Source organism: Pseudomonas lini, assembly GCF_030812475.1.
Taxonomy (GTDB): domain Bacteria; phylum Pseudomonadota; class Gammaproteobacteria; order Pseudomonadales; family Pseudomonadaceae; genus Aquipseudomonas; species Aquipseudomonas lini_A.
This window is the reverse complement of record NZ_JAUSSR010000013.1, coordinates 42,874-68,996: the sequence shown is the minus strand read 5'-3', so window position 1 is coordinate 68,996 and position 26,123 is coordinate 42,874. Positions and strand designations below refer to the sequence as shown.

Annotated in this window: 26 protein-coding genes and 1 pseudogene; 14 read left to right on the top strand and 13 right to left on the bottom strand. The window is 60.8% G+C overall.

Going from position 1 to position 26,123, the window contains the following annotated elements; genetic code table 11:
• Window positions 1–95: 95 nt before the first annotated feature.
• A complete protein-coding gene (locus J2W17_RS23335) occupies window positions 96–1,268 on the bottom strand; it encodes a patatin-like phospholipase family protein (RefSeq protein WP_307340035.1) in 1,173 nt (390 codons plus the stop codon).
• A 175-nt stretch (window positions 1,269–1,443) separates the two neighbouring features.
• On the bottom strand, window positions 1,444–2,376 hold the full coding sequence (locus J2W17_RS23330) for a lipid A biosynthesis lauroyl acyltransferase (RefSeq protein WP_307340032.1): 933 nt from the start codon (window positions 2,374–2,376) through the stop codon (window positions 1,444–1,446).
• Between the two features lie 117 nt (window positions 2,377–2,493).
• On the opposite strand from J2W17_RS23330, the gene minC reads away from it, so the two are divergent.
• From minC to J2W17_RS23280, 9 genes are all read left to right on the top strand, one after another.
• Window positions 2,494–3,231: a septum site-determining protein MinC gene (gene minC, locus J2W17_RS23325; RefSeq protein ID WP_307340028.1), complete on the top strand. Its 738-nt coding sequence runs from the start codon at window positions 2,494–2,496 to the stop codon at window positions 3,229–3,231.
• A 201-nt stretch (window positions 3,232–3,432) separates the two neighbouring features.
• Window positions 3,433–4,245 (top strand): septum site-determining protein MinD, encoded by an 813-nt coding sequence (gene minD / locus J2W17_RS23320; RefSeq protein WP_307340026.1) that lies wholly within the window; start codon window positions 3,433–3,435, stop codon window positions 4,243–4,245.
• Window positions 4,246–4,500 carry a cell division topological specificity factor MinE gene (gene minE / locus J2W17_RS23315; RefSeq protein WP_307340023.1) on the top strand — a complete coding sequence of 85 codons (255 nt, stop codon included), beginning with the start codon at window positions 4,246–4,248 and terminating at the stop codon, window positions 4,498–4,500.
• A 193-nt stretch (window positions 4,501–4,693) separates the two neighbouring features.
• Window positions 4,694–5,329 (top strand): RluA family pseudouridine synthase, encoded by a 636-nt coding sequence (locus J2W17_RS23310; RefSeq protein WP_307340020.1) that lies wholly within the window; start codon window positions 4,694–4,696, stop codon window positions 5,327–5,329.
• Between the two features lie 33 nt (window positions 5,330–5,362).
• Window positions 5,363–6,466, top strand: a complete 1,104-nt coding sequence (locus J2W17_RS23305; RefSeq protein WP_307340017.1) for a hypothetical protein — start codon at window positions 5,363–5,365, stop codon at window positions 6,464–6,466.
• 75 nt (window positions 6,467–6,541) lie between these two features.
• Entirely contained in the window at window positions 6,542–7,831 is a 1,290-nt protein-coding gene (locus J2W17_RS23300; protein WP_307340014.1) for a M18 family aminopeptidase, read from the top strand.
• A gap of 209 nt (window positions 7,832–8,040) precedes the next feature.
• On the top strand, window positions 8,041–8,217 hold the full coding sequence (locus J2W17_RS23290; protein ID WP_307340011.1) for a hypothetical protein: 177 nt from the start codon (window positions 8,041–8,043) through the stop codon (window positions 8,215–8,217).
• A gap of 77 nt (window positions 8,218–8,294) precedes the next feature.
• Window positions 8,295–10,451, top strand: a complete 2,157-nt coding sequence (locus J2W17_RS23285; RefSeq protein ID WP_307340010.1) for a mechanosensitive ion channel family protein — start codon at window positions 8,295–8,297, stop codon at window positions 10,449–10,451.
• 199 nt (window positions 10,452–10,650) lie between these two features.
• Window positions 10,651–11,988 (top strand): amidohydrolase, encoded by a 1,338-nt coding sequence (locus tag J2W17_RS23280; protein ID WP_307340007.1) that lies wholly within the window; start codon window positions 10,651–10,653, stop codon window positions 11,986–11,988.
• 76 nt (window positions 11,989–12,064) lie between these two features.
• On the opposite strand, the gene J2W17_RS23275 is transcribed toward J2W17_RS23280, so the two are convergent.
• Window positions 12,065–13,738 carry a DEAD/DEAH box helicase gene (locus J2W17_RS23275; RefSeq protein WP_307340004.1) on the bottom strand — a complete coding sequence of 558 codons (1,674 nt, stop codon included), beginning with the start codon at window positions 13,736–13,738 and terminating at the stop codon, window positions 12,065–12,067.
• Between the two features lie 422 nt (window positions 13,739–14,160).
• Here J2W17_RS23275 and J2W17_RS23270 point away from each other — a divergent pair.
• Window positions 14,161–14,250 (top strand): annotated as a pseudogene (locus tag J2W17_RS23270) (crotonase/enoyl-CoA hydratase family protein); the annotation flags it as partial.
• 194 nt (window positions 14,251–14,444) lie between these two features.
• On the opposite strand, the gene J2W17_RS23265 reads toward J2W17_RS23270, so the two are convergent.
• On the bottom strand, window positions 14,445–15,200 hold the full coding sequence (locus J2W17_RS23265) for a spermidine synthase (protein WP_307340001.1): 756 nt from the start codon (window positions 15,198–15,200) through the stop codon (window positions 14,445–14,447).
• Window positions 15,201–15,348: 148 nt separating this feature from the next.
• Between J2W17_RS23265 and J2W17_RS23260 the strand changes: the two genes are divergently transcribed.
• A complete protein-coding gene (locus tag J2W17_RS23260) occupies window positions 15,349–16,695 on the top strand; it encodes a class II 3-deoxy-7-phosphoheptulonate synthase (protein ID WP_128871817.1) in 1,347 nt (448 codons plus the stop codon).
• Between the two features lie 187 nt (window positions 16,696–16,882).
• On the opposite strand, the gene J2W17_RS23255 is transcribed toward J2W17_RS23260, so the two are convergent.
• The 3 genes from J2W17_RS23255 to J2W17_RS23245 form a co-directional block, all read right to left on the bottom strand.
• On the bottom strand, window positions 16,883–18,112 hold the full coding sequence (locus J2W17_RS23255) for a winged helix-turn-helix domain-containing protein (RefSeq protein ID WP_307339994.1): 1,230 nt from the start codon (window positions 18,110–18,112) through the stop codon (window positions 16,883–16,885).
• 67 nt (window positions 18,113–18,179) lie between these two features.
• The gene (locus tag J2W17_RS23250) at window positions 18,180–18,419 is read right to left on the bottom strand and encodes a DUF1127 domain-containing protein (RefSeq protein WP_307339991.1); all 240 of its coding nucleotides are present in this window, start codon (window positions 18,417–18,419) and stop codon (window positions 18,180–18,182) included.
• Between the two features lie 161 nt (window positions 18,420–18,580).
• Window positions 18,581–18,802 carry a DUF1127 domain-containing protein gene (locus J2W17_RS23245; protein ID WP_307339989.1) on the bottom strand — a complete coding sequence of 74 codons (222 nt, stop codon included), beginning with the start codon at window positions 18,800–18,802 and terminating at the stop codon, window positions 18,581–18,583.
• 95 nt (window positions 18,803–18,897) lie between these two features.
• Here J2W17_RS23245 and J2W17_RS23240 point away from each other — a divergent pair, with 95 nt between their 5' ends.
• Window positions 18,898–19,752 (top strand): LysR substrate-binding domain-containing protein, encoded by an 855-nt coding sequence (locus tag J2W17_RS23240; protein ID WP_307339986.1) that lies wholly within the window; start codon window positions 18,898–18,900, stop codon window positions 19,750–19,752.
• Here the strand turns inward: J2W17_RS23240 and J2W17_RS23235 are convergent.
• The 3 genes from J2W17_RS23235 to earP all read right to left on the bottom strand — a co-directional run bounded on the left by J2W17_RS23235 (window position 19,742) and on the right by earP (window position 22,435).
• Window positions 19,742–20,491 carry a sulfite exporter TauE/SafE family protein gene (locus J2W17_RS23235; protein ID WP_307339983.1) on the bottom strand — a complete coding sequence of 250 codons (750 nt, stop codon included), beginning with the start codon at window positions 20,489–20,491 and terminating at the stop codon, window positions 19,742–19,744. The two genes, J2W17_RS23240 and J2W17_RS23235, sit on opposite strands and share 11 nt — an antisense overlap.
• Window positions 20,492–20,674: 183 nt before the next feature.
• Window positions 20,675–21,244, bottom strand: a complete 570-nt coding sequence (locus J2W17_RS23230) for an elongation factor P (RefSeq protein WP_007943632.1) — start codon at window positions 21,242–21,244, stop codon at window positions 20,675–20,677.
• Between the two features lie 48 nt (window positions 21,245–21,292).
• Window positions 21,293–22,435 (bottom strand): elongation factor P maturation arginine rhamnosyltransferase EarP, encoded by a 1,143-nt coding sequence (gene earP / locus J2W17_RS23225; protein ID WP_307339978.1) that lies wholly within the window; start codon window positions 22,433–22,435, stop codon window positions 21,293–21,295.
• Window positions 22,436–22,559: 124 nt separating this feature from the next.
• Here earP and J2W17_RS23220 point away from each other — a divergent pair, with 124 nt between their 5' ends.
• Together J2W17_RS23220 and J2W17_RS23215 are read left to right on the top strand one after the other, a co-directional pair.
• On the top strand, window positions 22,560–22,970 hold the full coding sequence (locus J2W17_RS23220; RefSeq protein ID WP_307339976.1) for a hypothetical protein: 411 nt from the start codon (window positions 22,560–22,562) through the stop codon (window positions 22,968–22,970).
• 2 nt (window positions 22,971–22,972) lie between these two features.
• A complete protein-coding gene (locus J2W17_RS23215; RefSeq protein ID WP_307339973.1) occupies window positions 22,973–23,455 on the top strand; it encodes a GreA/GreB family elongation factor in 483 nt (160 codons plus the stop codon).
• 6 nt (window positions 23,456–23,461) lie between these two features.
• Here J2W17_RS23215 and cysB read toward each other — a convergent pair whose 3' ends face one another.
• The 3 genes from cysB to J2W17_RS23200 all read right to left on the bottom strand — a co-directional run bounded on the left by cysB (window position 23,462) and on the right by J2W17_RS23200 (window position 26,052).
• Window positions 23,462–24,436, bottom strand: coding sequence for an HTH-type transcriptional regulator CysB (gene cysB, locus J2W17_RS23210; RefSeq protein WP_064676591.1), 975 nt, complete (start codon window positions 24,434–24,436; stop codon window positions 23,462–23,464).
• A 112-nt stretch (window positions 24,437–24,548) separates the two neighbouring features.
• Entirely contained in the window at window positions 24,549–25,052 is a 504-nt protein-coding gene (locus tag J2W17_RS23205; RefSeq protein ID WP_307339965.1) for a universal stress protein, read from the bottom strand.
• A 94-nt stretch (window positions 25,053–25,146) separates the two neighbouring features.
• Window positions 25,147–26,052: a 5'-nucleotidase gene (locus tag J2W17_RS23200; protein WP_307339962.1), complete on the bottom strand. Its 906-nt coding sequence runs from the start codon at window positions 26,050–26,052 to the stop codon at window positions 25,147–25,149.
• Between the last annotated feature and the right edge of the window lie 71 nt (window positions 26,053–26,123).

Genomic DNA, 26,123 nt, shown 5'->3' with positions numbered 1-26,123 from the left:
GTTTTGTGTCGTGCGCCAATCAGGTGAAGGACTCAAAACCCTGTGGGAGCGAGCTTGCTCCGGGCGGCGTTCCGACGATGGCCACACCGCCGATCTCAAGCCGGAACGACCGGCGCCGCCAACCCCAGAAACCGGGACAACTCCCCCCGCTTGGCCAGCGCATCCCGCCGCCCCAGATCAATCAACTCGCTGCAATACCCCGCCTCGAACAGCAAATAACTCAATACCCCCGCCCCGCTGGTCTTGGTCGCCCCCGGCCCGCGCAGAAACAGGCGCAACGCCGCCGGCAATTCCTGGCGATGGCGCGCGGCGATTTCGTCGATCGGCTGGCTCGGTGAAATCACCAGCACCTCTACCGGTGCCACGCCCAGCGCGCGGGTCGGTGTGCCGTCGGGCAGCAGATGACTGAACTGATTCAGACGCTGCAGCAACTCGATGTCGCTTTCCAGGCTGTCAATGAACGTGCTGTTGAGCATATGCCCGCCGATCTGCGCCAGGGTCGGCTGCTGACCGGTGTAGGCCCGTTGCAAAGGCTGCTGCGGATCGACGCCGCGCGGGTTGCCGCTGACACCCACCACCAGCACGCGGCTGGCGCCCAGGTGCAGGGCCGGGCTGATCGGTGCCGACTGGCGTACTGCGCCATCGCCGAAATATTCTTCGCCGATTTTCACCGGTGCGAAGAGCAAGGGAATGGCGGAACTGGCCAACAAATGTTCGACCGTCAATTGGGTTGGCACGCCGATTCGTCGATGGCGCAACCAGGCGTCTATGGTGCCGCCACCCTGATAAAACGTGACCGCCTGACCGGACTCGTAACCGAACGCGGTCACCGCCACGGCCTGCAGCTGCTTCTGCGCAATGGCCTCGTCAATACCGCCCAAATTCAATTTGTCTTTGAGCAACCCGCGCAGCGGCGAACTGTTGAGCAGGGCCACCGGAACCTGGGCACCGATGCCCATCAGACTGTGACTGACAAAACGGCTGGCCTGATGGATCACCCCGGGCCAGTCACTGCGCAGGACAAGGTGACTGCGAAATCCCTGCCAGAACGCGGTAAGCGCTTCGACGGCGCCGCGAAAATCCATCGCCCCGGAGGCCAGGCTGACTGCGTTGATCGCCCCGGCCGACGTGCCGACGATCACCGGAAACGGATTGCTCGCCCCCGCCGGCAGCAGCTCGGCAATTGCCGCCAGCACACCGACCTGATAGGCCGCCCGGGCCCCGCCACCGGAAAGAATCAAGCCTGTGACGGGTTCAGCAGGACTCATGGCAATCTCCATCGTGCTGGATTGAATGTCATTGCTCCCATCCTGCCTAATACAATACCGGTAACGTGTAGGAGCGAGCTTGCTCGCGAAAAACCTGAGAGCGCCGTGGGGTGTCAGGTTTCAAGCATTATCGTTGACGACCTTCGCGAGCAAGCTCGCTCCTACAAGGGATCGATCAACCGCGTTTCGCGTACAGTTTAGGCTCACCCGGCGGCCGGCTCTTGAAGCGGCGATGGGCCCACAGGTATTGCTGAGGACAGGCGCGCAACACGCCTTCGACCCATTGATTGATGCGAATGCAATCGGCTTCTTCGCTCTCGCCGGGGAACCCCTCGAGCGGTGCATGGATCACCAGTCGATAACCGCTGCCATCCGCCAGGCGCTCCTGGGTGAACGGCACCACCAGCGCCTTGCCCAGCCGGGCAAACTTGCTGGTGGCCGTGACGGTCGCGGCCTGAATGCCGAACAGCGGCACGAAGATACTTTGCTTGGCGCCGTAGTCTTGATCCGGTGCGTACCAGATGGCCCGGCCGGCCCGCAGCAGCTTGAGCATGCCCCGCACGTCGTCGCGCTCCACCGCCAGCGAGTCGAGGTTGTGCCGCTCGCGACCGCGGCGCTGGATGTAGTCGAACAGCGGATTCTTGTGTTCGCGGTACATGCCATCGATGGTGTGCTGCTGGCCGAGCAGCGCCGCGCCGATTTCCAAAGTGGTGAAATGCACGGCCATCAGGATCACGCCCTTGCCTTCACGCTGTGCCTTTTGCAAATGCTCCAGCCCTTCGACATGGGCCAGCTTCGCCAGGCGTTCGCGCGACCACCACCAGCTCATGGCCATCTCGAAGAAGGCGATGCCGGTGGAGGCGAAGTTTTCCTTGAGCAGGCGCTTGCGCTCGGCGGCGGTTTTTTCAGGGAAGCACAGCTCGAGATTGCGCTTGGCAATGCGCCGTCTGTCGCCCGCCACGCGATACATCAATGCACCGAGGGCGCGGCCGATTCCCAGCAATGCCGGGTACGGCAACTGGACAATCAGCCACAACAGCCCCAGCCCGCACCACAGCGGCCAGAAACGCGGAGAAAGAAATGCTGTTCGAAAACGCGGGCGATCCATTAAAGCTTCCGTCAAGACAGTGGCCGCGCATTCTACATCGTTCGACCCGGCTTGCGGCCCGCGGGCGTTCTCGTTATAAGTCTCGGCACTTTTAGTGACAAGCCGTTGTATGCCGACATGAGCAAATTCGATCCGCTAGACCAAGATCCCGTGTTCCAGTTGAAGGGCAGCATGCTTGCCATCACGGTGCTGGAACTGGCCCGTAACGACCTCGAGAACCTCGATCGGCAACTGGCCGCCAAGGTGGCCCAGGCGCCCAACTTCTTCAGTAACGCGCCATTGGTGCTGGCCCTGGACAAACTGCCGCCCCACGAAGGCGCCGTCGATCTGCCCGGCCTGATGCGTATTTGCCGCCAGCATGGCCTGCGCACCCTGGCGATCCGCGCCAGTCGCATCGAGGACATCGCCGCCGCCATCGCGGTTGACCTCCCGGTGCTGCCACCGTCCGGTGCCCGGGAACGTCCGCTGGACCCGAACGAAGGCGAGGTGAAGAAAAAACCGGAAAAACCGCCGGAGCCGACGATCAAGCCGACCAAGATCATCACGTCGCCCGTACGCGGCGGCCAGCAGATTTATGCCCAGGGTTGCGATCTGGTGGTGGTCTCGTCGGTCAGTCCAGGGGCGGAACTTCTCGCCGATGGGAACATCCATGTATACGGCCCGATGCGCGGTCGTGTGTTGGCCGGCGTCAAAGGCGACACCAAAGCCAGAATTTTCTGTCAGCAGATGAGCGCTGAACTGGTCTCCATCGCAGGCCATTACAAGGTTTCGGAGGATCTGCGGCGCGACCCTTTGTGGGGGTCGGGCGTGCAGGTCAGCCTGTCGGGCGACGTGTTGAACATCATTCGGCTTTAACGGATACTGCCGCATTTTCCAAGCATCTCTAAAACGTAGCGAAAACGGCTCAAACGAAGTAGGAAAAAGGCTACAAGTAGTGTTTACCGCAGGTAAGTGCCGCTCTGAACCGGATTCCAGCCAAGGCTGTCCGACTGCAGTAGTTTTTCAAGAGATGTTTTTCAGGGGCTAAATGTCCTTTTTCCTTAGGGGTGAAACACCTTGGCCAAGATTCTCGTGGTTACATCCGGCAAGGGTGGTGTGGGTAAGACCACCACCAGCGCCGCTATCGGTACCGGCCTCGCTCTGCGTGGTCACAAAACAGTTATCGTCGACTTCGACGTCGGCCTGCGTAACCTCGACCTGATCATGGGTTGCGAGCGCCGCGTGGTGTATGACTTCGTCAACGTGGTAAACGGCGAAGCGAACCTGCAGCAGGCGCTGATCAAAGACAAACGCCTGGAAAACCTCTACGTTCTGGCCGCCAGTCAGACCCGCGACAAAGACGCGCTGACTGTCGAAGGCGTGGAAAAAGTCCTGATGGCGCTCAAGGAAGACTTCGAATTCGTCGTCTGCGACTCCCCGGCCGGCATCGAGAAAGGTGCTCACCTGGCGATGTATTTCGCCGATGAAGCGATCATCGTGACCAACCCGGAAGTGTCCTCGGTCCGTGACTCGGACCGCATGCTCGGCCTGCTGGCCAGCAAATCGCGCCGCGCCGAGAAGGGCGAAGACCCGATCAAGGAACACTTGCTGTTGACCCGCTACAACGCACAACGGGTCAGTGACGGCGAAATGCTCGGCGTCGAAGACGTCAAGGAAATCCTGGCGGTGACCCTGCTGGGGGTCATTCCGGAATCCCAGGCGGTACTCAAGGCTTCCAACTCCGGCGTGCCGGTGATTCTCGACGATCAGAGCGACGCCGGCCAGGCGTATAGCGATGCGGTCGATCGCCTGCTGGGTAAATCCGTGGAACATCGCTTCCTCGATGTCACGAAGAAGGGATTCTTCGAGCGCCTGTTTGGAGGTAGATAAATGAACATTTTTGACTTCTTTCGTGCCTCCAAGAAGCCAAGTACCGCCTCGGTAGCGAAAGAGCGTCTACAGATCATCGTGGCGCATGAGCGCGGCCAACGCAGTACGCCGGACTACTTGCCAGCCTTGCAGAAGGAACTGGTGGAAGTGATCCGCAAGTACGTCAATATCGGGTCCGATGACGTGCACGTCGCCCTGGAAAACCAGGGCAGCTGTTCGATCCTGGAACTCAATATCACCCTGCCTGACCGCTAGTCGATCAGACAGGAGCCACGGCGGCTCGATCAATCGGGCGCCCTTTGTCCTGTAGGAGCCGGCTTGCTGGCGATAGCATCAACGCGGTGTATCAGTAACACCGCGTTGCCCGCATCGCCAGCAAGCCGGCTCCTGCAGAAAGGGGCGTACAGATGATCGAGCCGCCGTTGGCGTTTGTTACGAGGCTGTTTTAATGCCGTTGTCCAACATCCGCATCATCTATCAGGACGCCGCCGTACTGGTGGTGGATAAACCGACCCTGTTGCTCTCCGTCCCTGGCCGGGCCGATGACAACAAAGACTGCCTGATCACCCGCCTGCAGGAAAACGGCTACCCGGAAGCGCGAATCGTCCATCGACTGGATTGGGAAACATCCGGCATCATTCTATTGGCCCGTGATCCGGACACTCATCGCGAACTGTCGCGACAATTTCACGACCGCGAAACGGAAAAAGCCTACACCGCACTGTGCTGGGGCCAACCGGTACTCGACAGTGGCAGCATCGACCTGCCCCTACGATACGACCCGCCTACCAAACCACGCCATGTGGTGGACCATGAGTTCGGCAAGCACGCCCTGACTTTCTGGCGCGTGCTGGAACGTTGCGGCGACTGGTGCCGCGTCGAACTGACACCGATCACCGGCCGCTCCCATCAGCTGCGCGTGCACATGCTGTCCATCGGTCATCCGCTGCTGGGTGACGGCCTCTATGCACACGAACAGGCCCTGGCTGCCTGGCCGCGCCTGTGCCTGCACGCCAGCATGCTCAGCTTCACCCACCCGCAAACCGGCGAACGCTTGCGTTTCGAATGCCCGGCACCGTTTTAAGTACACTGCTTCAGAGAAAGGATTGTTATCCGGATGAGTTGTACCGATTTCCTGGCGATACCCGTCGAAAAACCCCGACACCAGCTGCTCTACCTGATCTACGGCGACCATGAGGTGTATCGGCGGGAAGCCAAGTTCAGTATGTTGACCGCGCTGGCCCATGCCACGAACGGCCAGCAGCCGAGCATCAGAATCCTCACGGATCGTCCGCAGGACTATGCCGGCTGGCCAGTGGAAACCGTCACCCTGACCCGGGAAACCCTGACCCGGTGGCAAGGCGAAAACGGCTATCACCATCGCCGCAAGGCCTGCGCGATTGCCCATGGGTTGACGCTGGCGCAAAAGACCTTGTTCGTCGACACCGATACCTTGTTCACCCGCGACCCGATGCAGCTGTTCGAGCGGATTGAACCCGGGCATTACCTGATGGACCGGTTCGAATACGACTGGAAAGACGTCCACGAACGCCCTGACTATCTGAAGCTCGGCGGCCGCCTGCGCGCTCACGGCGTTACTGCGCAAAACGGTTTCAAGCTGTTCAACAGCGGCGTGTGCGGGGTGACTGACCGCGATACCGCGCTGTTCGACGCGTCCATCCGCTTCATCGACGAATGGACCCGCGACGGCTTCGACATCCACACCATCGAGCAGATCGCCCTGTCGTTCGCCCTGCACGGCAAGCCTGTGGATGAAACCAGGAAGTCCATCTATCACTACTTTGCCGATAAACGCTTTTTCCATGCGATGCAGGCGCATTTCTTCTCCCTGCATGGCGAGACGTTCAATCAGCAACTGGTCGAGCTGTGCCGTGATGTGCCGCGCGCGAAACCCTTCCCTTCGGCCTGGCAGCGGCTGAAAATAAAATGGAAGCTGCGGCACCAGCGCGGCTCGCTGAGAAAGGTCGGGCGCGATCTGCTCTACGGCAGCGCGGCCCCCGATCATCCGTACTACACAGCGTGCCGCCACGAATGGTGGGAAAGTGCCTCGCGGGAGATTCTTCGCTGGGACCGCGGCCGTCAGAAAAAGCTGCTGGAGACGAAGCAGGGCTGGCCCGCGCAACTGCCCCGGCCCGAAAAGCCCGAGGATGAGCGGATTATCATGAAGTACCTGATAAACCGGGTCGAGGCGGCGAGCTGACGTGAGCGGGTCACGTCGCGCCCAAAGCCCCCGACCAATACGTTAAACTGGCTCCATTGCTGTCTGGAGCTATTTATGCGCGAAGAGTTGAACCAAGGCCTGATCGACTTCCTCAAGGCCTCCCCTACCCCGTTTCATGCCACCGCCAGCCTGGTACAGCGCCTGGAAGCGGCGGGCTATCAACGTCTCGACGAGCGCGAGCCATGGACCACCGAGACCAATGGTCGCTACTACGTCACCCGTAATGACTCTTCAATCGTCGCGGTCAAAATGGGCCGTCATTCACCGCTGCACGGCGGGATTCGGCTGGTCGGCGCCCACACCGACAGCCCGTGTCTGCGGGTCAAGCCCCAGCCGGAACTGCAACGCCAGGGCTTCTGGCAACTGGGCGTGGAAGTCTATGGCGGCGCGCTGCTGGCGCCGTGGTTCGATCGTGATCTGTCGCTGGCCGGTCGCGTGACCTTCCGCCGTGACGGCAAGGTCGAGAGTCAGCTGGTCGACTTCAAGACGCCGATCGCCACCATCCCGAACCTGGCCATTCACCTCAATCGCGAAGCCAATATGGGGTGGGCCATCAACGCCCAGACCGAGCTGCCACCGATCCTCGCGCAATTTGCCGGTGACGAACGGGTCGACTTCCGCGCCGTACTCACCGACCAGTTGGGTCGGGAACACGGGCTGAACGCCGACGTGGTGCTCGATTACGAGCTGAGCTTCTACGATACCCAAAGCGCCGCGATCATTGGCCTGCATGGCGACTTCATCGCCGGCGCGCGCCTGGACAACCTGCTGTCCTGCTACGCCGGCCTGCAAGCGTTGCTGACGACCGAGACCGACGAAACCTGCGTGCTGGTGTGCAATGACCACGAAGAAGTGGGCTCCAGCTCCGCTTGCGGTGCCGACGGCCCGATGCTCGAGCAAACCCTGCGCCGCCTGCTGCCCGAAGGTGATGAGTTCGTACGGACCATTCAGAAATCGCTGTTGGTCTCGGCCGACAATGCCCACGGCGTACATCCCAACTATGCCGACAAGCACGACGCCAACCACGGCCCGAAACTCAATGCCGGCCCGGTGATCAAGGTCAACAGCAACCAGCGTTACGCCACCAACAGCGAAACCGCCGGGTTCTTCCGCCACCTGTGCATGGCCGAAGAAGTGCCGGTGCAGAGCTTCGTGGTGCGCAGCGACATGGGCTGCGGCTCGACCATTGGCCCGATCACCGCCAGCCACCTGGGCGTACGCACCGTCGACATCGGCTTGCCGACGTTCGCCATGCACTCGATCCGCGAGCTGTGCGGCAGCCATGACCTGGCGCACCTGGTCAAGGTGCTGGGCGCGTTCTATGCCTGCCGCGAGCTGCCGTAACCTCGCATGACCCTGTAGGAGCGAGACCGGCTTGCCGGCGAAGTACCTGAGAGCGCCACGGGGTGTCAGGTTTCGAGCGTTATCGTTCACGTCCATCGCGAGCAAGCTCGCTCCTACAGGGATTTGCGTAAACCTGTAGGAGCAAGCTCGCTCCTACAGTTGAAAAGCCACCTAGACTTCAAGCATCCCTCCCGACAAGGTAGTCGCCCATGATCACGATGTCTTCGTTCCACGCCATGCTGATCCCGATTCTCGCCGGGATGATCATGCTGGCGATCGGCTTCAATTTTCGCGACAAGAACGCCGGCGTGTTCGCGATGTGGATCGGCATGCTGACGATCCTCGCCACCGTGGTGTTCAAGATCCTCGCCAAACTCAACGAATAAATCCTCAACCCCGGCTCGCATTGATTTTGACGGGCTCGTACACTCGGTCGATCCGCTCATCCGAGGTTGACCGCCTAGTGTTCGCTCGTCTTTTTGCCCTGCCATCCCTTTTCCTCGTCTGCCTGATGACGCTGCTGCCGCTGGCCCCTGCCCAGGCGGTGGGCTTGCCGGGCATGCTCGGCGGTTCGGCGAAAACCCAGCCGGAGGCGCAGGAACCCCTGGGCCAGTCTCTGGACGAAGTCATCAAGTCGCTGGAGAACGATCAGCAGCGGACCCAGTTGCTGACCGACCTGAAGAAGCTGCGCGACGCCACCCTGAAAGTCCGGCCCGCCACTGAAGAAGGCGTCCTGGGCCTGATCGGCGGCACCCTGGCCAGTTTCGAAAAACAGTTCTCCGGCGCCGACAGCCCGCTCACGCGCTGGACCCAAGAGTTCGAACTGGCCGAGGAGGAACTGGCGGCGCTGGTATTGCCGGCCAACGAATGGCTGCCGATCATCTTTGCCTTCGCCATGATCCTGATGATCTGGAGCCTGCTGGCCGCCGCGCTGATCTGGCTCGGTCACCGGGTGCGGATGCGCTTCGGCCTGACCGAAGAACTGCCGCAACACCCCAGGGCCCTGGATATGCTGCGCTTTGCCTTGCGCAAACTCGGGCCATGGCTGATTGCCCTGGTCATCACGGTGTACATGAGCTACGCCCTGCCCTCGTCACTGGGCAAAAGCCTGGCCATGGTGCTGGCCTATGCGCTGGTGGTCGGTACCTGTTTCTCGGCGATCTGCGTGATCGCGTTTTCCGTGCTCGACGGTCCGCACCGCCACCGTGCCTTGTACATCCTGCGCCATCAAGCCTTCCGGCCGCTGTGGCTGATCGGCAGTTTCGCCGCCTTCGGTGAAGCCCTGAGCGACCCGCGACTGGTCGCCAGCCTCGGCACTCACCTGGCCCATACCGCCGCCACCATCGCCAACGTGCTGGCGGCGCTGTCCACGGGGTTGTTCATCCTGCGGTTCCGCCGCCCGATAGCTCATCTGATCCGCAACCAACCGCTGTCCCGACGCCTGACCCGACGCGCCCTGAGCGACACCATCGATATCCTCGGCACCTTCTGGTACGTGCCGGCGCTGGTGCTGGTGGCCATCTCCCTGTTCGCCACCTTCGTCTCGGCCGGCGACACCAGTACGGCGTTGCGCCAGTCGCTGATCTGCACCGTGCTGCTGGTGCTGTGCATGGTCATCAACGGGCTGGTGCGCCGCCACTCCCTCAAGCCGCAACGCAGCGCCAAGCGGCATGCGCTGTACTCCGATCGCCTGAAAAGCTTCTTCTACACCCTCGCCCATCTGCTGGTGTGGCTGGCGTTCATCGAGCTCGGCCTGCGGGTCTGGGGCCTGTCGTTCATCGCCTTCACCGAGGGCGAAGGCCATGAAATCAGCGTCAAACTGTTCAGCCTCGGCGGCACGCTGATTTTTGCCTGGCTGATCTGGATTCTCAGCGACACCGCCGTGCACCACGCCCTCACCCGCTCGCGCAAAGGCCTGGCCAATGCCCGGGCGCAGACGATGATGCCGCTGATCCGCAACGTGCTGTTCGTGGCCATTTTCATCATTGCGCTGATCGTCGCCCTGGCGAACATGGGCATGAACGTCACGCCGCTGCTGGCCGGTGCCGGGGTGATCGGCCTGGCCATCGGTTTCGGTGCGCAGTCGCTGGTGGCCGACCTGATCACCGGGCTGTTCATCATCATCGAAGATTCCCTGGCCATCGACGACTACGTGGACGTCGGCGGCCACCTGGGCACCGTCGAAGGCCTGACCATCCGCACCGTGCGCCTGCGGGACATCGACGGCATCGTCCACACCATTCCGTTCAGCGAAATCAAAAGCATCAAGAACTACTCCCGGGAGTTCGGCTACGCGATCTTCCGGGTAGCAGTGCCTTCGAACATGGACATCGATAACGCGATCAAGCTGATGCGCGACGTCGGGCAGAAGATGCGCAACGATCCGCTGCAACGACGCAATATCTGGTCGCCCCTGGAGATCCAGGGGGTCGAGAGTTTCGAGTCGGGCAACGCGATCCTGCGCGCCCGGTTCAAGACCGCGCCGATCAAGCAGTGGGAGGTTTCCCGGGCGTTCAACCTGTCGCTCAAGCGCCATCTGGATGAGGCCGGGCTCGATCTGGCGACGCCACGCATGAGCGTGCAAGTGATCACGGCCGGTGGCGGCCAGGTGCAGGAATAGCACTTACCTCCAGCACTCGGATGACCTTCATCAATTCCCCCCCGACACAGCAACCCCTGTAGGAGCTGGCTTGGCAGCGAAAGCGGTGTGTCAGTTAATACATGTGTCGACTGACACACCGCTTTCGCTGGCAAGCCAGCTCCTACAGGGGACCGTGTTGGCACTGAAGCCAAAAAAACAACAATCATGGAGATTACCCATGCAGCTGACCCGCATTGCCCAAACCTGCTTGCTGACCCTGTTCGGCGCACTGGCCGGCCACGCCGGCGCCGATACACTGGAAGGCGCCCGCACGCACATAGCCGAACAGGCCAAGGCCCTGGAGCCCGAGCTGCTGGAAACCCGCCGCGACCTCCACGCCCACCCGGAACTGGGCAACACCGAACAACGCACCTCTGAACTGGTCGCCAAACAACTACGGGCCATGGGCCTGGAGGTGAAAACCGGCGTCGCCCGCACCGGTGTGGTGGCCATTCTCAAAGGTGCCCTGCCCGGACCGACCGTGGCATTGCGCGCCGACATGGATGCGCTGCCGGTCAAGGAAGTTTCGGACCTGCCTTTCGCCTCGAAAGCCAAAGGCACCTACCTTGGTAAAGAAGTCGACGTGATGCACGCATGCGGCCACGACGCGCACACCGCCATCCTGCTGAGCACGGCGAAAATCCTCACCGGCATGCGCGACACCTTGCCCGGCACGGTGGTGTTCTATTTCCAGCCGGCAGAAGAAGGCCCGAGCGATTTCATCCCCGACGGTAAAAACACCTGGGGCGCGAAAATGATGATCGAAGAAGGCGTGATGAAGTCGCCGAAACCGGACGCGGTGTTCGGCCTGCACGTCTGGGCTGGCGTTCCCGCCGGCCGGATCGCCTATCGCCCTGGCCCGACCCTGGCCAGCTCCGATGACCTGCGGATTAAAATTCTCGGCAAGCAGACCCACGCCGGGCGCCCGTGGGACGGTATCGACCCGATCACCGTCGGTGCGCAGACCATCGTCGGCCTGCAAACCGTGGTCAGCCGCCGTACCGACATCTCGTCTTATCCGTCGGTGGTCAGCATCGGTACGATCAACGGTGGCACCCGCTACAATATCATCCCCGAGTCCGTGGACATGAGCGGCACCATTCGCTCCTACGACTACGGCATCCGCCAGAAGCTGCACGCCGACGTACGCCAGACCGTGGAGAAAATCGCCGAAAGCGGCGGCGCCAAGGCTGAAGTGACGATCATCGAGAAGTATGACCCGACGATCAATAACCCGGCGCTGACAGAGAAAATGCTGCCGACCTTACGCTGGGCGGCCAAGGACGACGTGGTGCAGGGGCCATTAGTGGGCGGCGCCGAAGACTTTTCCTTCTACGCCAAAGAGGCGCCGGGGTTGTTTGTATTCTTGGGAGTGACACCTAAAGACCAGGACATGAGCAAGGCCGCGCCGAATCATAATCCGGGCTTCTTTGTGGATGAGGCGGCGCTGGTGGTCGGCGTGCGCACGCTGGCATCATTGGCCACGGACTATCTCTACGCCAACGCCAAGCCCTGAATCAAAACCCGGGCATAAAAAAATCCCCGAACCAGTCGGGGATTTTTTATGTTCGATCAATCAGCCCGGGAGCGGATCAATCTTCGCGATAGCGACGCAGCTTCAACTGCTTGCCGGCAACGCGAGTGTCCTTCAGCTTGGTCAGCAGACGCTCCAGACCATCTTCCGGCAGCTCGACGAGGCTGAAGCTGTCACGCACCTGGATGCGACCGATTGCTTCGCGGGCCAGGCCACCTTCGTTGAGGATGGCGCCCAGCAGGTTCTTGGCAGCGATACCATCACGCGCACCCAGCGCGGTACGGCAACGGGCACGACCTTCGGCCAATGGAACCGGAGCACGACGCTCGCGATCACCACGGTCCGGACGATCACCGGTACGCTCTGGACGATCGCCACGGGGTGCGTTGTTCGGCACCAGTGGACGTTCTTTCTCGATGGCGGCCAGGGTCAGCGCCTGAGCGTTGGTTGCCTTGCGCAGCAGCGCGGCAGCCAGTGCACGCGGGGTGCAACCGATGTCGGCAGTCAGGCGATCCAGCAGATCACCGTGGGTCGACTCGGCATCGCCAACCAGCGGCGACAGGCTGTTGGTCAGCTTCTTGATGCGGGCATCGAGAACGGCCTGGGCGTCCGGCAGGCGAACTTCGGCAACCTTTTGACCGGTTACACGCTCGATCACTTGCAGCATGCGGCGCTCACGTGGCGTCACCAGCAGCAGTGCACGACCTTCGCGACCGGCACGGCCGGTACGGCCGATACGGTGCACGTAGGACTCTGGATCGTACGGCATGTCAACGTTGAACACGTGGGTGATACGCGGAACGTCCAGGCCACGAGCGGCAACGTCGGTCGCCACAACGATGTCCAGACGGCCATCCTTGAGGGATTCGATCACGCGCTCACGCTGGTTCTGGGCAATGTCACCGTTCAGCGCAGCGGCTTTGTAGCCTTTGGCTTCCAGGGCACTGGCCAGGTCCAGGGTCGCTTGCTTGGTGCGCACGAACATGATCAGGGCGTCGAAATCTTCCACTTCCAGCAGGCTCAATACAGCCGAGGTCTTCTGGTCAGCGTGAACCAACAGGTGAGCCTGTTCGATCGCGGTAACGGTCTGAGTCTTGGTCTGGATCTTCACGTGTTGCGGATCGCGCAGATGGCGTTCGGCAATGGCACGGATCGACTGCGGCAGGGTGGCCGAGAACAATACGGTCTGACGGGTCGCTGGCAGGGCCTTGAAGATGACTTCCAGGTCGTCCATGAAGCCCAGCTTCAACATTTCGTCGGCTTCGTCGAGAACCAGGTGGTTCACGGTCGACAATACTTTTTCGTCGCGACGCAGGTGGTCGCACAGACGGCCCGGCGTGGCGACAACGATCTGTGCGCCATTACGGATTGCTTTCAGTTGTGGACCCATAGGGGCGCCGCCGTAAACGGCCACAACGGTAACGCCCGGCATTTGCTTGGCGTAGGTTTCGAAAGCGGTTGCTACTTGCAGCGCCAACTCACGGGTTGGCGCCAGGATCAGGGCTTGCGGCTCGCGCTTGGCAGGATCGATGCAGTGCAGGATAGGCAGGGCGAACGCGGCGGTTTTACCCGTACCGGTTTGCGCCTGGCCAATCATGTCCTGGCCGGCCATGATGATCGGGATCGATTGCTGCTGAATAGCCGAAGGCTCTTCGTAGCCAGTCGCGATGACGGCTGCAAGGATATTCGGATTAAGATTAAAAGCGGCGAAGCCGCCGGTTTCCTGGGTCATGGGTCTGCCTCTAAGTGCATCCGCAAAGACCCATGCTCCAAAGCTGCGCATGCCGTGTAAGACTCAAGAGTCGCCCTGGCTGCTTTGTCGGCGGGGATTTGCGAAAACGAATGAATGAAAAAGATTCGTCAAGGGAGAGTCCGCTGTGCGGACGTGCAGCCGAAGCTGGCTTCGGGGAATTGCGCTACCTAAACGCGGCCCGGTTAAAGGCCGGCGCGCACTATACCGGAAATCGGCCAAAAAGGGAGCATTATTTGTCGGAAAACTGACGGATACACCGTTGTGTCACAAGCTTTGCGGATAATCGTGCAAGGGTCTATTTTTCAAAGGCCCCGGCCCTGCTGGCGATCGCGCTAAAACGCTTCACCCCGGCGTCGCGGACCGGCAGTCCGACAGCCTCTTCCCGCCCCGAGGAAATGCCCATGAATCAACCTGGCCACAGCCGTGTAACCTGTGAACGCCGCGGTCATGTACTGGTGCTCGGTCTGGATCGGGTGGCCAAGCGCAATGCAAGTCATGGCCAGTGAGGATGCCGAAGAAGGGGTGCGGTCGATGGTCGAGAAGCGGCCGGGGGTTTTCAGAGGGCTTTGAGGGATGTATTGACTGTGAGGGCCCCTATCGCGGGCAAGCCCGCTCCCACAGTGATTTGCCTCGCTCACGGACCTGTGGGAGCGGGCTTGCCCGCGATGGGGCCCTTACAGACAACTCAGGTTGCGGGGCGGATAGCCTTGATCAGCGACTGCAACGAATACCCCAACCGCGGCGCCAGCCCTTCGGCCCGGGCCATCAGCCCGTCCATGTCCAGCTCCTGATCCAGCTCCGAAGGCACCAGCAGAATCACATTGCCCTCCTTCACCGGCAGCTCCCAGTAATGCCGGTGATAAAGCCCGCGCAACAACGCCGCGCCCAACGGCTTGCCATCATCGGTCGCCCACTGGTTGATCACCAGCCAGCCACCCGGATTCAAGCGTTTCTGACAGTTCTCAAGGAAACTCCAGGCCAGATGCCCGACACCCGGGCCGAGATCGGTATAGAGGTCGACGAAAATCAGGTCCGCCGGTTCCGCCGTGTCCAGCAGCTCCAGCGCATCGCCAACACGGATATACAGGCGCGGATCGTCATCCAGCCCAAGGTATTCGATGGCCAGGCGCGGCACGTCGGGGCGCAGTTCGATGGCTTCGACGTCTTCCAGTGGCAGGAACTTGAGGCAAGCCTGGGTCAGAGTGCCGGCACCCAGCCCGAGGAACAGCGCGTTTTCCGGCTGTTCGTGACACAGCGCGCCGATCAGCATCGCGCGGGTGTAATCGTATTCGAGCCAGCTTGGGTCGGCGGTGAACACGCAACTTTGCTCGATGGCATCGCCGAACTCGAGAAAACGGTAATCGGCCACTTCCAGCACGCGAATCACGCCGAACTCATCCTTTACCTCGGCGAGCAGATGCTCGACGCGCTCCTCAGTCATCTTGTCTCCTGATGGTCGCCCGGCAGGCGACACATTGAAACCGCAGCGTAGCGCGGCAAAGGGGCGATTGTCCGCGAAGCGACGGGAACAGGTCACGCACTAATTGCTGATAACATGACAGTCCGAGCGTAAAACACTAGAGACCGCGATGAGCCAACCCTGGAGCCCTGACAGCTGGCGTGCCCTGCCGATCCAGCAGCAACCCCGTTACCCCGACGCCGCACATTTGCAGCACGTCGAGCAGACCCTGGCCAGCTATCCACCGCTGGTGTTTGCCGGTGAGGCCCGGGAGTTGCGCCGTCAGTTTGCCGAAGTGACCCAGGGTCGCGCGTTCCTGCTGCAGGGTGGAGACTGCGCCGAAAGCTTCGCCGAGTTCTCCGCAGCGAAAATCCGCGACACCTTTAAAGTGTTGCTGCAAATGGCGATCGTCATGACCTTCGCTGCCGGTTGCCCGGTGGTGAAGGTCGGGCGGATGGCCGGGCAGTTCGCCAAACCGCGGTCGGCCAATGACGAAACCATCGATGGCGTGACCCTGCCGGCCTACCGTGGCGACATCGTCAACGGCATCGGTTTCGACGAAAAAAGCCGCGTGCCGGACCCGGAGCGCCTGCTGCAGTCCTACCACCAGTCCACCGCGACCCTGAACCTGTTGCGCGCCTTTGCCCAGGGCGGCTTTGCCGACCTGCACCAGGTACACAAGTGGAACCTGGACTTCATCGCCAACTCGGCACTGGCTGAAAAATACAGCCACCTGGCCGATCGCATCGATGAAACCCTGGCGTTCATGCGCGCCTGTGGCATGGACAGTTCGCCGCAATTGCGCGAAACCAGTTTCTTTACAGCCCACGAAGCGCTGCTGCTGAACTACGAAGAAGCCTTCGTCCGTCGCGACAGCCTGACCAACGATTACTACGATTGCTCGGCGCACATGCTGTGGATCGGCGACCGCACCCGTCAGCTGGACGGCGCTCATGTCGAGTTCCTGCGCGGGGTGAACAACCCGATCGGGGTCAAGGTCGGCCCCAGCATGAACCCTGACGACCTGATCCGCCTGATCGATGTGCTCAACCCGGACAACGATCCGGGACGCCTGAACCTGATTGCGCGGATGGGCGCGAACAAGGTTGGCGATCACTTGCCGCAACTGATCGGCGCGGTGCAGCGCGAAGGCAAGCAGGTGCTCTGGAGTTGCGACCCGATGCACGGCAATACCATCAAGGCCAGCAGCGGCTACAAGACCCGGGATTTTGCGCAGATCCTTGGTGAAGTGAAGCAGTTTTTCCAGGTGCACGAAGCGCAAGGCAGTTATGCCGGCGGTATTCACATCGAGATGACCGGGCAGAATGTGACCGAGTGCATTGGTGGGGCACGGCCGATTACCGAAGATGGGTTGTCGGATCGGTATCACACCCATTGCGACCCGCGGATGAATGCCGATCAGTCGCTGGAATTGGCGTTTTTGATTGCCGAAACCTTGAAGCAGGTTCGGCGCTGAGTCAGCAAGTCATTCGCGCCTGACAGGGCGCCATCGCGGGCAAGCTGGAATGCAAAACCCTGTAGGAGCTGGCTTGTCGGATCGCCGCATCGCAGCGAAGGCGATCTAACAGGCAACGATGATGTTGAATGTGACGACCTCTTCGCTGGCAAGCCAGCTCCTGCAGGGGGTTGAGTTCGGCGTCAGCTTAATCACTGCCAATGCTGGCCAATGCCACCCGTAATCTCGCCGCACTCGCCCGCGGACAATTCAACTGAACCCGCTCCAGCCCCAGCCACTGCGCCATCCGCCGCAGGTTGATCGCCAACGCCAGCATCCCCTCCTCATCCAGCCCCGGCTCTTCCTCATGCACCGCGTGCACCGCCAGCCTGCCCAGCGCTCGCTCGGCGCGCAGATCCACCCGCGCGGCAATCCGCTCGTTGTGCAAGAACGGCAACACGTAATAGCCATAGACCCGCTTGTGCTGGGGGGTGTAAATCTCCAGCCGGTAGCGAAAATCGAACAAGCGCTCGGTGCGGCTACGTTCCCAGATCAGCGAGTCAAAGGGTGACAGCAGCGCGCTGGCCTCGACCTTGCGCGGCACCTTCGGCTCAGGCAGGCAGAACGCCGGTTGCCGCCAGCCTTGAACTTCGCAGACCCGCAAGTCACCGGCCTCGACCAACTCCGCCAGCCGCGGTCGACTGTCTGCCGGACCCAGACGAAAATAGTCGCGCAGGTCCTTTTCCGTACCGACACCCAAGGCTGTTGCCGCATGCAGCAACAGACCCCGTTGCGCCTCGGCTTCCGAGCGTAGCGGCTGCTGGAGGATTGCCGAAGGAATCACCCGCTCAGGCAAATCATACAGCCGCTCGAACCCGCGCCGCCCGGCCACTGTCACTTCACCGGCGGCGAATAACCATTCCAGGGCATGCTTCTCCGCGCTCCAGTCCCACCAGGGCCCTGCCCGCTCCTGACGGGTCGACAGGCTCCCGGCCCCCAGCGCGCCAAGCGTCTGAACCGAGGTCAGCACCCGGCGTATCGTGTCCTGCTGTTCACGGCCGAATCGCGCCAATTGCTGGTAGATATCTTCGCCACGGCTTGCACGCAGCATGCGCCAGCGCATCAACGGGTACATCGACAGGGGCAGCAGCGAGGCTTCATGCCCCCAATATTCGAACAGTGTGCGTTGCCGGCCATGACCCCAGGCAGCCTGGTCGAGCAAATGATGGGAGTAATGGCCAAGGCGGGAGAACAGCGGCAGGTAGTGCGAACGCACCAACGCGTTGACCGAGTCGATCTGCACCGTGCCCAGTCGCTCGATCAATCGATTGATCCGGGCCGACTTGACCGGCTCTGGCGGCTGACGCTTGGTAAAACCTTGGGCAGTCAGCGCCAGGCGCCTGGCCTGTTTCAAGGAAAAACTCGAGGACGTGGACATTCAACGGCTCATGGCGAGGTCTCCCCCCACCATAGCGACCTGTGCCTAAAACGCCAGCGCCGCCGCTTCATCGCTTGAGCGGATCGTCCCAGAATGGCCGGGACGACTCCCACATGACGTCAGCCCGACTCAAGCCGATGTCCCGCAGACAGTCGTCACTCAAGCGCGCCAGTTCGGCGCGATCCCTGCTCAATTGTCGCCAGCGCATCAGTTGCGCCGTTGCCCTGGATAGCGGCAGGCCGACCTTGCCCAGTCCATGGCTCAATACCTGTAACGTGCTGCGCCTTGCAATAACCCATCGTTCCATGATGATGCTCCTCAGCGTCGAGGCAGCAGTGTTCGCCAGTGTCGGGGGTGGCTCAAGCGAATGTCCATGACCATCTGTTTCAAGGCGCCACGAACCCCGTTTCAGTGGCTTGCGCCTCCATCACGGGGTTGTGACCGGGGATTTCCCGCAGAGCGATCAGCTTATTTGCCATTGCCGAGGGGGTCCTGCCAGAAGTGTCGTTCGGCTTCCTGCGCGACATCCGCGCGGGTCAGCCCCATATCCTTCAACGCTTCATCACTCATGCCTGCCAACATTTCACGTTCGCGGTGCAGTTCGTACCAGCGATTGATCTTGTGCAGCAGGTCGGTCACCAGATGGATGGAGTGTTTTTCAACGGTGATAAAACCTTTTTGACCTTTCATCGTGTTGCCCTCCGTTTGGATGGCTCAAGTGTCGCGCCGGGGCTAAGATCAATCCAACGAATGTTTCTGATGCAACACATCTCGGAGATTGATGAATGTCCGCGTACCCGAGTATCGACACCGACGTGCTGCGCACCTTTGTCGCCATTGCTGACCAAGGCGGTTTTACCCGGGCTGGCGAACAGGTCAACCGCACCCAGTCCGCCGTGAGCATGCAGATGAAACGGCTGGAAGAGGACGTGCTGCAGCGCCAGTTATTCCAGCGCGATGGCCGGCAGGTGCGGCTGACGGCTGAAGGCCAGGTGCTGCTGGGTTATGCCCGGCGCATCCTCAAGCTGCACAGCGAGGTGTTCAATACCTTGCGCGAACCGCACATGGTAGGCATCGTGCGCATCGGTACGCCGGACGATTACGTCATGCGTTTTCTGCCGGGGATCCTGCGGCGATTTGCCCAGTCCTATCCGCTGATCCAGATCGAGGTGCATTGCGAGTCATCAAAACAATTGTTGCAGCGTCAGGACCTGGACTTGTCCATCGTCACCCGGGAACCCGGCAACGAGATCGGCCAGTTGCTGCGCAAGGAGCGGTTTGTCTGGGCCGAGGCGCAGTGCTACAGCGTTCATGAGCAGACGCCGTTGCCATTGGCGATGTTCAACAGTGACTGTTTCTGCAGGTTGTGGGCCTGCAATGCGCTGGACGCCATGGGCCGCGATTACCGCGTCGCCTACAACAGTTCCAGCCTGTCGGCGATCATGGCGGTGGTCAGTGCCGGCCTGGCCATCACCGCGCAACTGGAAAGCCTGATCACGCCCGACATGCGTATCCTGGGGGAAGCCGAGGACCTTCCGGTTCTGCCGGAGGCAAGCATCATGCTGCTGCGCAACCTGCACAACCCGTCGCCGATCACCGAGTGCCTGGCCGAGCACATTGTCGAAGGCTTCAAACTTTAAAGGCGAGCATCACCGCGCACAGCACCAGGAAACCGCAGAACAGCCCGCGCAACAGTCGCTCCGGCAAGGCGTGGGCGACCTTCACTCCCCAACTGATGCTCAGCAGCCCGCCGATCGCCAAGGGCACGCCGATCATCCAGTCCACCTCATGGTGCACCGCGTAAGTCACCAGGGTGACGCTGGTACTGGGCAATGCCAGCGCCAGTGACAGCCCCTGCGCAACCACCTGGCTGGTACCGAAGACGCTGGTCAGTACCGGCGTCGCCACCACCGCCCCGCCCACGCCAAACAGCCCGCCGATGCTGCCCGACGCGGCACCGAGCACACCCAGCCACCGTGGCGAATGGTGCATCTGCGCGGAAGGCGGCGTGGGGATAGTGAACATTCGCACGACGTTGTAGGCCGTCAGGGCAACCAGGAAGGCGACAAAAGCGAGACGCATGGTTTGCGCATCGATACCCACGGCCCAGATCGACCCGATCCAGGCAAAACAGAACCCCATCGAAGCCAGCGGCAAGGCATGGCGCATCTCGATACGGTTACGCTGGTGATAACGCCACAGCGCCAGCATGACATTCGGCACCACCATCACCAGCGCCGTGCCTTGGGCAATCTGCTGATCAAGGCCGAACAGCACGCCGAGCAGCGGAATCGCGATCAAACCGCCGCCGATGCCGAATAATCCACCGAGGGTTCCCAGGGCAGCGCCAAACACCAGATACGTCAAAAACTCGATCACTTACCCATTCCCCTCACGTCGGTGCGTGCATCCTACGCAGTCAACGCTGGCAGGGAAACGCACAGCAACGCACATGGCAATACAAATGTGAGAGCAAGCTCGCTCCCACTGGTTTCAGTGTTTTCTGGCACGCACAAAAAAGCCCGACTCAATGGTCGGGCTTTTTCATTCCTGAAGCGGTGCTTATTTGGCACGGCCTTTGTAGGAACCGCCTTCGCGGGTATCGATCTCGATCATGTCGCCGATTTCGATGAAGTCGGCTACCGACAGTTCGGTACCGTTCTTCAGTTTGGCAGGCTTCATCACCTTGCCGGAAGTGTCGCCGCGAGCGGAACCTTCGGTGTAGTCAACCTGACGCACGATGGTGGTCGGCAGTTCTACGGAAACCAGACGTTCTTCGAAGAAGATCGCTTCGCAGACGTCGGTCATGCCTTCTTCAACGAAAGGCAGAACGGCTTCGATGTCTTCGGCGTTCAGCTCGTACATGGTGTAGTCAGTGGTGTCCATGAACGTGTAGGTGTCGCCGCTGATGAAGGACAGGGTCGCTTCCTTGCGGTCGAGGATCACGTCGTCCAGTTTGTCGTCGGCGCTGTAGACGATCTCGGTCTTGTAACCGGTCAGCAGGTTTTTCAGCTTGGTCTTCATGATCGCGCTGTTACGACCGGACTTGGTGAATTCAGCTTTCTGAACCAGCCAAGGATCGTTTTCGAGACGGATCACGGTACCGGGTTTCAGTTCTTTACCAGTTTTCATTGCGAATATCCGAATTTGGATGGGATTTACAAAAATCTAGGCCGCGTATCATATCCAATTTACATAAAACTGTACCAGCGCCGCGGCAAGATCAGCCTGCAAGGCCTGTTCCAGACACCACGCATCGGCATGTTTTTGCAGCTCGGGCCAGTGTTTGCGGGTCGATTGCCAGTGATCTGTCATTGTCTCACCCGCGTTCCACGCCCGCCAGAGACCGCTGATCGCCTCGCTGGCGGGCGGCGAAAGGCCTTGTACGTAGCGCTCAAGGAAGGCTTCGAGCTTGTCCAGGTGGACATCTTCTTCTTGCTGATAGATGTGCCACAGCAGTGGCCGCGCCGCCCATTGGGCCCGGACAAAGGAATCTTCGCCGCGCACGGCGTTGAAATCGCAACTCCACAGCAGCAGGTCATACTGATCCTGGCGGACGAACGGCAGGACTTGCACGGTCAAGGCGTCGCGCACATGCACGGCTCCAGGCGCCAACCCGCCCTCACCCAGCCAGCGTTCGAGATCGCCGAGAATCCGCCCTTCAGGCACCAGCAGGTGCGTGGGTGTCGAATCACCGGCCATCGTATCGAGCCAGCTCGCCAGGCCGCTGTTTTCATAGGCAAACAGCGAGATCAGCAGCGCGCCTTGCGCGCGATCGATCCCAAGGCCTTGCAGGAATTCGCGCTGGGCCTTGGGACTTTGCTGAAACTGCCGACGCCGCTCCAGCAATCCGTCTTCACGCAGCAAGCCACCGGTGCCCTTTTGGAACCCGGGGAAGAAAAAGAACTTCTGCACGTGCTTGAACTTCACCGACGGCAGGCCATGGCAGCCGACGACCCAGTCCTCGGCACTCAGGTAGTCGAGATTCATCCACAGCGGCGGTTTCTCCCGCTCGGCCATGGCGTCCATGTAAGCACTCGGCAATTGGCAGGCGAACGCGGCAATCACCACATCAGCGGCTTCGGTGGGTTGCCAGTCGGCGGTCCACTGACGTACCTCCACACCTTCTCGCCACTGCTGTGAAACGTTGAGGTCGATCTCCGGGCACAAGCGTTCGAAGGCTCGCAGATCATCGACCCAAAGGCGCACGGCCAGCGAATGTTCGGCCACCAGCTGTCGGGCCAGGCGCCACGTCACGCCAATGTCGCCAAAATTGTCGACCACGGTGCAAAAAATATCCCAGCGGGTGTTCAGTACAGGCATTCCAGGCTCCCGTTGGCAAAGGCGTCGATTGTCCGCATAAATTACCCCGTACAGAAGACCCGACGGCGATTAATCTTCATGCGACAATCGCCACTTGCCCGCGATCACCCGCCAGGAGGCAAGCATGCCCTACCGTCCCGACCCGCGCCGGCCATTGCCGATCCAGCTCAGTGCAGTGCAACTGAGCGCCAGCATCGCCTTCGGCCTGTGGCTGGGATTCATTGCTATCGCACTGACCGCCTGGCTTGCTTCTCGCCTGTTGTTCAGCGAGCAACTGGCGCCCCTCGCGGCAGCGGTCGAGCAACTGGCCAAACCGCCGATGGTGGCGCAACCGGTGCCGGATATCCCCCCTCAGAGTCCGCTGTTCGACCAATACGAAGAGAACCTGCGCCAGAACGAGCAGCAGCAACGACTGGATCAGGCCCGCGGCAGCCAGCGCAACCTGGCCAATCCGAAATGCCAGTTCTGGCTGCAGCAGGACCAGAATGCCCCCAGCGAAAAAAGCCGGGCCAATGTCATGCAATTTTGTAACTGACCATGAATAAACAAACTGTCCACCAACTGATTCTCGACAAGCTGCGGATCGATCTCGACATCGCCGAGCGTGCCGCGCAAACCGCTTACGAAACCGCCACCCACGAAGAAAACATCGCCGAGAACAAGTACGACACCCTGGGCCTGGAGGCCTCCTATCTGGCGGCCGGACAGGCTAAACGGGTAGAAGAAATCAGACATTCACTGACGCTGTGTCAGAACCTGGTCCTGCGTCCTTACGACAACCAGCGCGGCATTGAAGTCGGCGCCCTGCTCGGCCTGGAGGACGAGAGGGGTCGCGAGCAATGGCTGTTCCTGGCCCCTGACGCGGCGGGCCTGAAGATCGATCTGGTGGGGCAGTTGATCACCGTCATTACCCCGCGCTCGCCACTGGGCAAAAGCCTGCTTGGCAAGTTCGACGGGGACGAGGTGGACATTCTGGTGGCGGGCACCCGGCAACAATTTGCTGTCACCGAGGTGATCTGAAGGACATCAATGGACCGGCAGTTCGACCCCGTCGAACAGCTCTTCCAGTTCCTGCTTGTTGTGGCACTGGATGGCCTTGGCCATGACTTCGCGGGTCAGGTGCGGGGCGAACTTCTCGATGAAGTCGCACATGAAGCCACGCAGGAAAGTGCCGCGACGGAAACCGATCTTGGTAATGCTGGATTCGAACAGTTCGCTGGCGTCGAGCACCACCAGGTCACTGTCGAGTTTGGTATCGACCGCCATTTTCGCCACGATGCCCACGCCCAGGCCCAGGCGCACGTAGGTCTTGATCACGTCGGCGTCGGCGGCGGTGAATACCACTTTCGGCGTCAGGCCGCGATGGCTGAAGGCTTCGTCGAGCTTTGATCGGCCGGTGAAACCGAACACGTAGGTCACGATCGGGTATTCAGCCAATGCTTCGAGGGTCAGCTTCGACAGCTTGGTCAGCGGGTGGCCGTGGGGCACGACCACGCACCGATTCCAGCGATAGCACGGCATCATCACCAGGTCGCCGAACAGCTCGAGGGCTTCGGTGGCGATGGCAAAATCCACGGTGCCATCAGCGGCCATTTCGGCAATCTGCATCGGCGAACCCTGGTGCATGTGCAAGGCAACGTCCGGGTATTGCTTGATGAAATTGCTGATCACCGGGGGCAATGCATAACGCGCCTGGGTGTGGGTGGTGGCGATCGACAGGGTGCCCTTTTTCTCGTTGGAGAATTCCTGGGCGATCTGCTTGATGCTTTCTACCTTGCGCAGGATCTCGCCGGCGGTGGTGATGATACGCTCGCCGGCCGGTGTGACGCGGGTCAGGTGCTTGCCGCTGCGGGCGAAAACCTCGACGCCCAACTCGTCTTCCAATAGACGGATCTGCTTGCTGATGCCCGGCTGCGAGGTGTAGAGACTTTGGGCTGTAGCGGAAACGTTGAGGTCGTGGTGCGCCACTTCCCAGATGTAGCGCAGTTGTTGAAGCTTCATATGAATCCCTCAAAGCAGGTAGACGCCACGGGCATCAGCGACGGTATATAACTATATTAATGGTTTGAAGAATAAATCTAGAACTTTTTATCAAAAGACGATTATTCGCGTTCTAGCGATCCCCTTGGCGCCGACGCTCCACCCGGGGCACCAGATAGACCGGCACCCGAGACAATTGCAGTACCCGCGCCGCGGTCCTGCCCAACGGCGTTTCCGCAGCCGCCCCATGGCTATGACTACCTACGATCAACAAATCCACGGAGAGTTTCTGCGCCTGATCGAGAATCACCTGCGACGGATCGCCCTGCAGCACCCGCACCGCCTTGATCCTTTTCAGATCCTGCTCGCCGTCTTCCCCCAGTTCTTCACGAAAGCTGTCGAGTACCCGCCGCTCGATATTGGCAATCACCGTATTCAAGCCCTGACTGTGAAATTCGTTCAGCGCCTGCTCATCGAGGTAACTCTGGAGCACCGACTCGGCGAACAGCCCCATCGGTTCGACAGCGTGTACCACATAGAGGTCGGCGTTGAATGTTTTCGCCAGCGCCAAGGCATGCTGCATTACCAAAGGCGCGTACAGGCCGAGGTCAGTGGCATATAGCATCGAATGAATCATATGACCTCCTCGAGTGCCAACATGGCGCAGATTGATTCAGCTTAGCAGTGCCTTGGCGAGTGCGACGTGCCGTGCAACACCTTGAAGCACGGGCTTAAACCTTTTGCTCGTTGCTTATGCCGTGGGGCACATGACCGGTGGCGACCACCTCGCGGGCCAGCTCGCAGTGACCGGCCTGGTCGTCGAAAAACACATCGGCGGCGAAGGCTTCGAGAAATGCCGACTTGGTCAGGCCGCCAAGGAACAACGACTCATCCAGACGAATATCCCATTCGCGCAAGGTGCGGATCACCCGCTCATGGGCCGGTGCCGAACGCGCCGTCACCAGGGCTGTGCGAATCGGACAGGCGTCATCGGGGAACTCGCGCTGCAACAGGTTGAGGGCAGCCAGGAAGCCTTTGAAGGGGCCTCCGCGCAAAGGCTCGCGGGCCGCTTCACGCTCGCTGGCCTGGAAGGCTTCCAGGCCACCGGCCTGATAGACACGCTCCGATTCATCGGAAAACAGCACTGCATCGCCGTCGAAGGCAATCCGCAATTCATCGCTGGCGGCGCGACTGGCGCCGCCGGACAAAATGGTCGCCGCGGCGAACCCGGCCTCCAGCGCACTGCGCACATCTTCGGCATGGGTCGAGAGAAACAGGTCGCAGCCAAAGGCCTTGAGATACGGATAAGGACTGCGGCCACCGACAAATGCCGCCCGGGAAATCGCCAGGCCATAGTGGTGGATCGAATTGAACACCCGCAGACCGGTGTCGGCACTGTTGCGTGACACCAGGATCACTTCGACCCGGGCGCGGCCCAGGTCGGTATTCAGGTTGAGGAGTTTCTGCACCAGCGGGAACGCATCGCCGGGCTCGAGGATCTCGTCTTCATGTTCGATCTGATACTGACGATAGGCTTCAACGCCGCTCGACAGATAGACCTTGTGGCTCTCGCTCAGGTCGAACAGCGCTCGCGAGGAAATCGCCAGCACCAGTTTGTCATCGATAGTCTTGGCCATGCCCCTTCCCCTTTTAGTCGATCGACTCAAGCGTCACGTCGATAGATAAAACTCAAGCTGCGATACAAGGT

What these genes read in the sequence shown, in the direction of transcription:
- J2W17_RS23335 (WP_307340035.1), bottom strand. Translation starts at nt 1,268, where the DNA reads ATGAGTCCTGCTGAACCCGTCACAGGCTTGATTCTTTCCGGTGGCGGG.
- J2W17_RS23330 (WP_307340032.1), bottom strand. Translation starts at nt 2,376, where the DNA reads ATGGATCGCCCGCGTTTTCGAACAGCATTTCTTTCTCCGCGTTTCTGG.
- minC (WP_307340028.1), top strand. Translation starts at nt 2,494, where the DNA reads ATGAGCAAATTCGATCCGCTAGACCAAGATCCCGTGTTCCAGTTGAAG.
- minE (WP_307340023.1), top strand. Translation starts at nt 4,246, where the DNA reads ATGAACATTTTTGACTTCTTTCGTGCCTCCAAGAAGCCAAGTACCGCC.
- J2W17_RS23310 (WP_307340020.1), top strand. Translation starts at nt 4,694, where the DNA reads ATGCCGTTGTCCAACATCCGCATCATCTATCAGGACGCCGCCGTACTG.
- J2W17_RS23305 (WP_307340017.1), top strand. Translation starts at nt 5,363, where the DNA reads ATGAGTTGTACCGATTTCCTGGCGATACCCGTCGAAAAACCCCGACAC.
- J2W17_RS23300 (WP_307340014.1), top strand. Translation starts at nt 6,542, where the DNA reads ATGCGCGAAGAGTTGAACCAAGGCCTGATCGACTTCCTCAAGGCCTCC.
- J2W17_RS23290 (WP_307340011.1), top strand. Translation starts at nt 8,041, where the DNA reads ATGATCACGATGTCTTCGTTCCACGCCATGCTGATCCCGATTCTCGCC.
- J2W17_RS23280 (WP_307340007.1), top strand. Translation starts at nt 10,651, where the DNA reads ATGCAGCTGACCCGCATTGCCCAAACCTGCTTGCTGACCCTGTTCGGC.
- J2W17_RS23275 (WP_307340004.1), bottom strand. Translation starts at nt 13,738, where the DNA reads ATGACCCAGGAAACCGGCGGCTTCGCCGCTTTTAATCTTAATCCGAAT.
- J2W17_RS23265 (WP_307340001.1), bottom strand. Translation starts at nt 15,200, where the DNA reads ATGACTGAGGAGCGCGTCGAGCATCTGCTCGCCGAGGTAAAGGATGAG.
- J2W17_RS23260 (WP_128871817.1), top strand. Translation starts at nt 15,349, where the DNA reads ATGAGCCAACCCTGGAGCCCTGACAGCTGGCGTGCCCTGCCGATCCAG.
- J2W17_RS23255 (WP_307339994.1), bottom strand. Translation starts at nt 18,112, where the DNA reads ATGTCCACGTCCTCGAGTTTTTCCTTGAAACAGGCCAGGCGCCTGGCG.
- J2W17_RS23250 (WP_307339991.1), bottom strand. Translation starts at nt 18,419, where the DNA reads ATGGAACGATGGGTTATTGCAAGGCGCAGCACGTTACAGGTATTGAGC.
- J2W17_RS23245 (WP_307339989.1), bottom strand. Translation starts at nt 18,802, where the DNA reads ATGAAAGGTCAAAAAGGTTTTATCACCGTTGAAAAACACTCCATCCAT.
- J2W17_RS23240 (WP_307339986.1), top strand. Translation starts at nt 18,898, where the DNA reads ATGTCCGCGTACCCGAGTATCGACACCGACGTGCTGCGCACCTTTGTC.
- J2W17_RS23230 (WP_007943632.1), bottom strand. Translation starts at nt 21,244, where the DNA reads ATGAAAACTGGTAAAGAACTGAAACCCGGTACCGTGATCCGTCTCGAA.
- earP (WP_307339978.1), bottom strand. Translation starts at nt 22,435, where the DNA reads ATGCCTGTACTGAACACCCGCTGGGATATTTTTTGCACCGTGGTCGAC.
- J2W17_RS23220 (WP_307339976.1), top strand. Translation starts at nt 22,560, where the DNA reads ATGCCCTACCGTCCCGACCCGCGCCGGCCATTGCCGATCCAGCTCAGT.
- J2W17_RS23215 (WP_307339973.1), top strand. Translation starts at nt 22,973, where the DNA reads ATGAATAAACAAACTGTCCACCAACTGATTCTCGACAAGCTGCGGATC.
- cysB (WP_064676591.1), bottom strand. Translation starts at nt 24,436, where the DNA reads ATGAAGCTTCAACAACTGCGCTACATCTGGGAAGTGGCGCACCACGAC.
- J2W17_RS23205 (WP_307339965.1), bottom strand. Translation starts at nt 25,052, where the DNA reads ATGATTCATTCGATGCTATATGCCACTGACCTCGGCCTGTACGCGCCT.
- J2W17_RS23200 (WP_307339962.1), bottom strand. Translation starts at nt 26,052, where the DNA reads ATGGCCAAGACTATCGATGACAAACTGGTGCTGGCGATTTCCTCGCGA.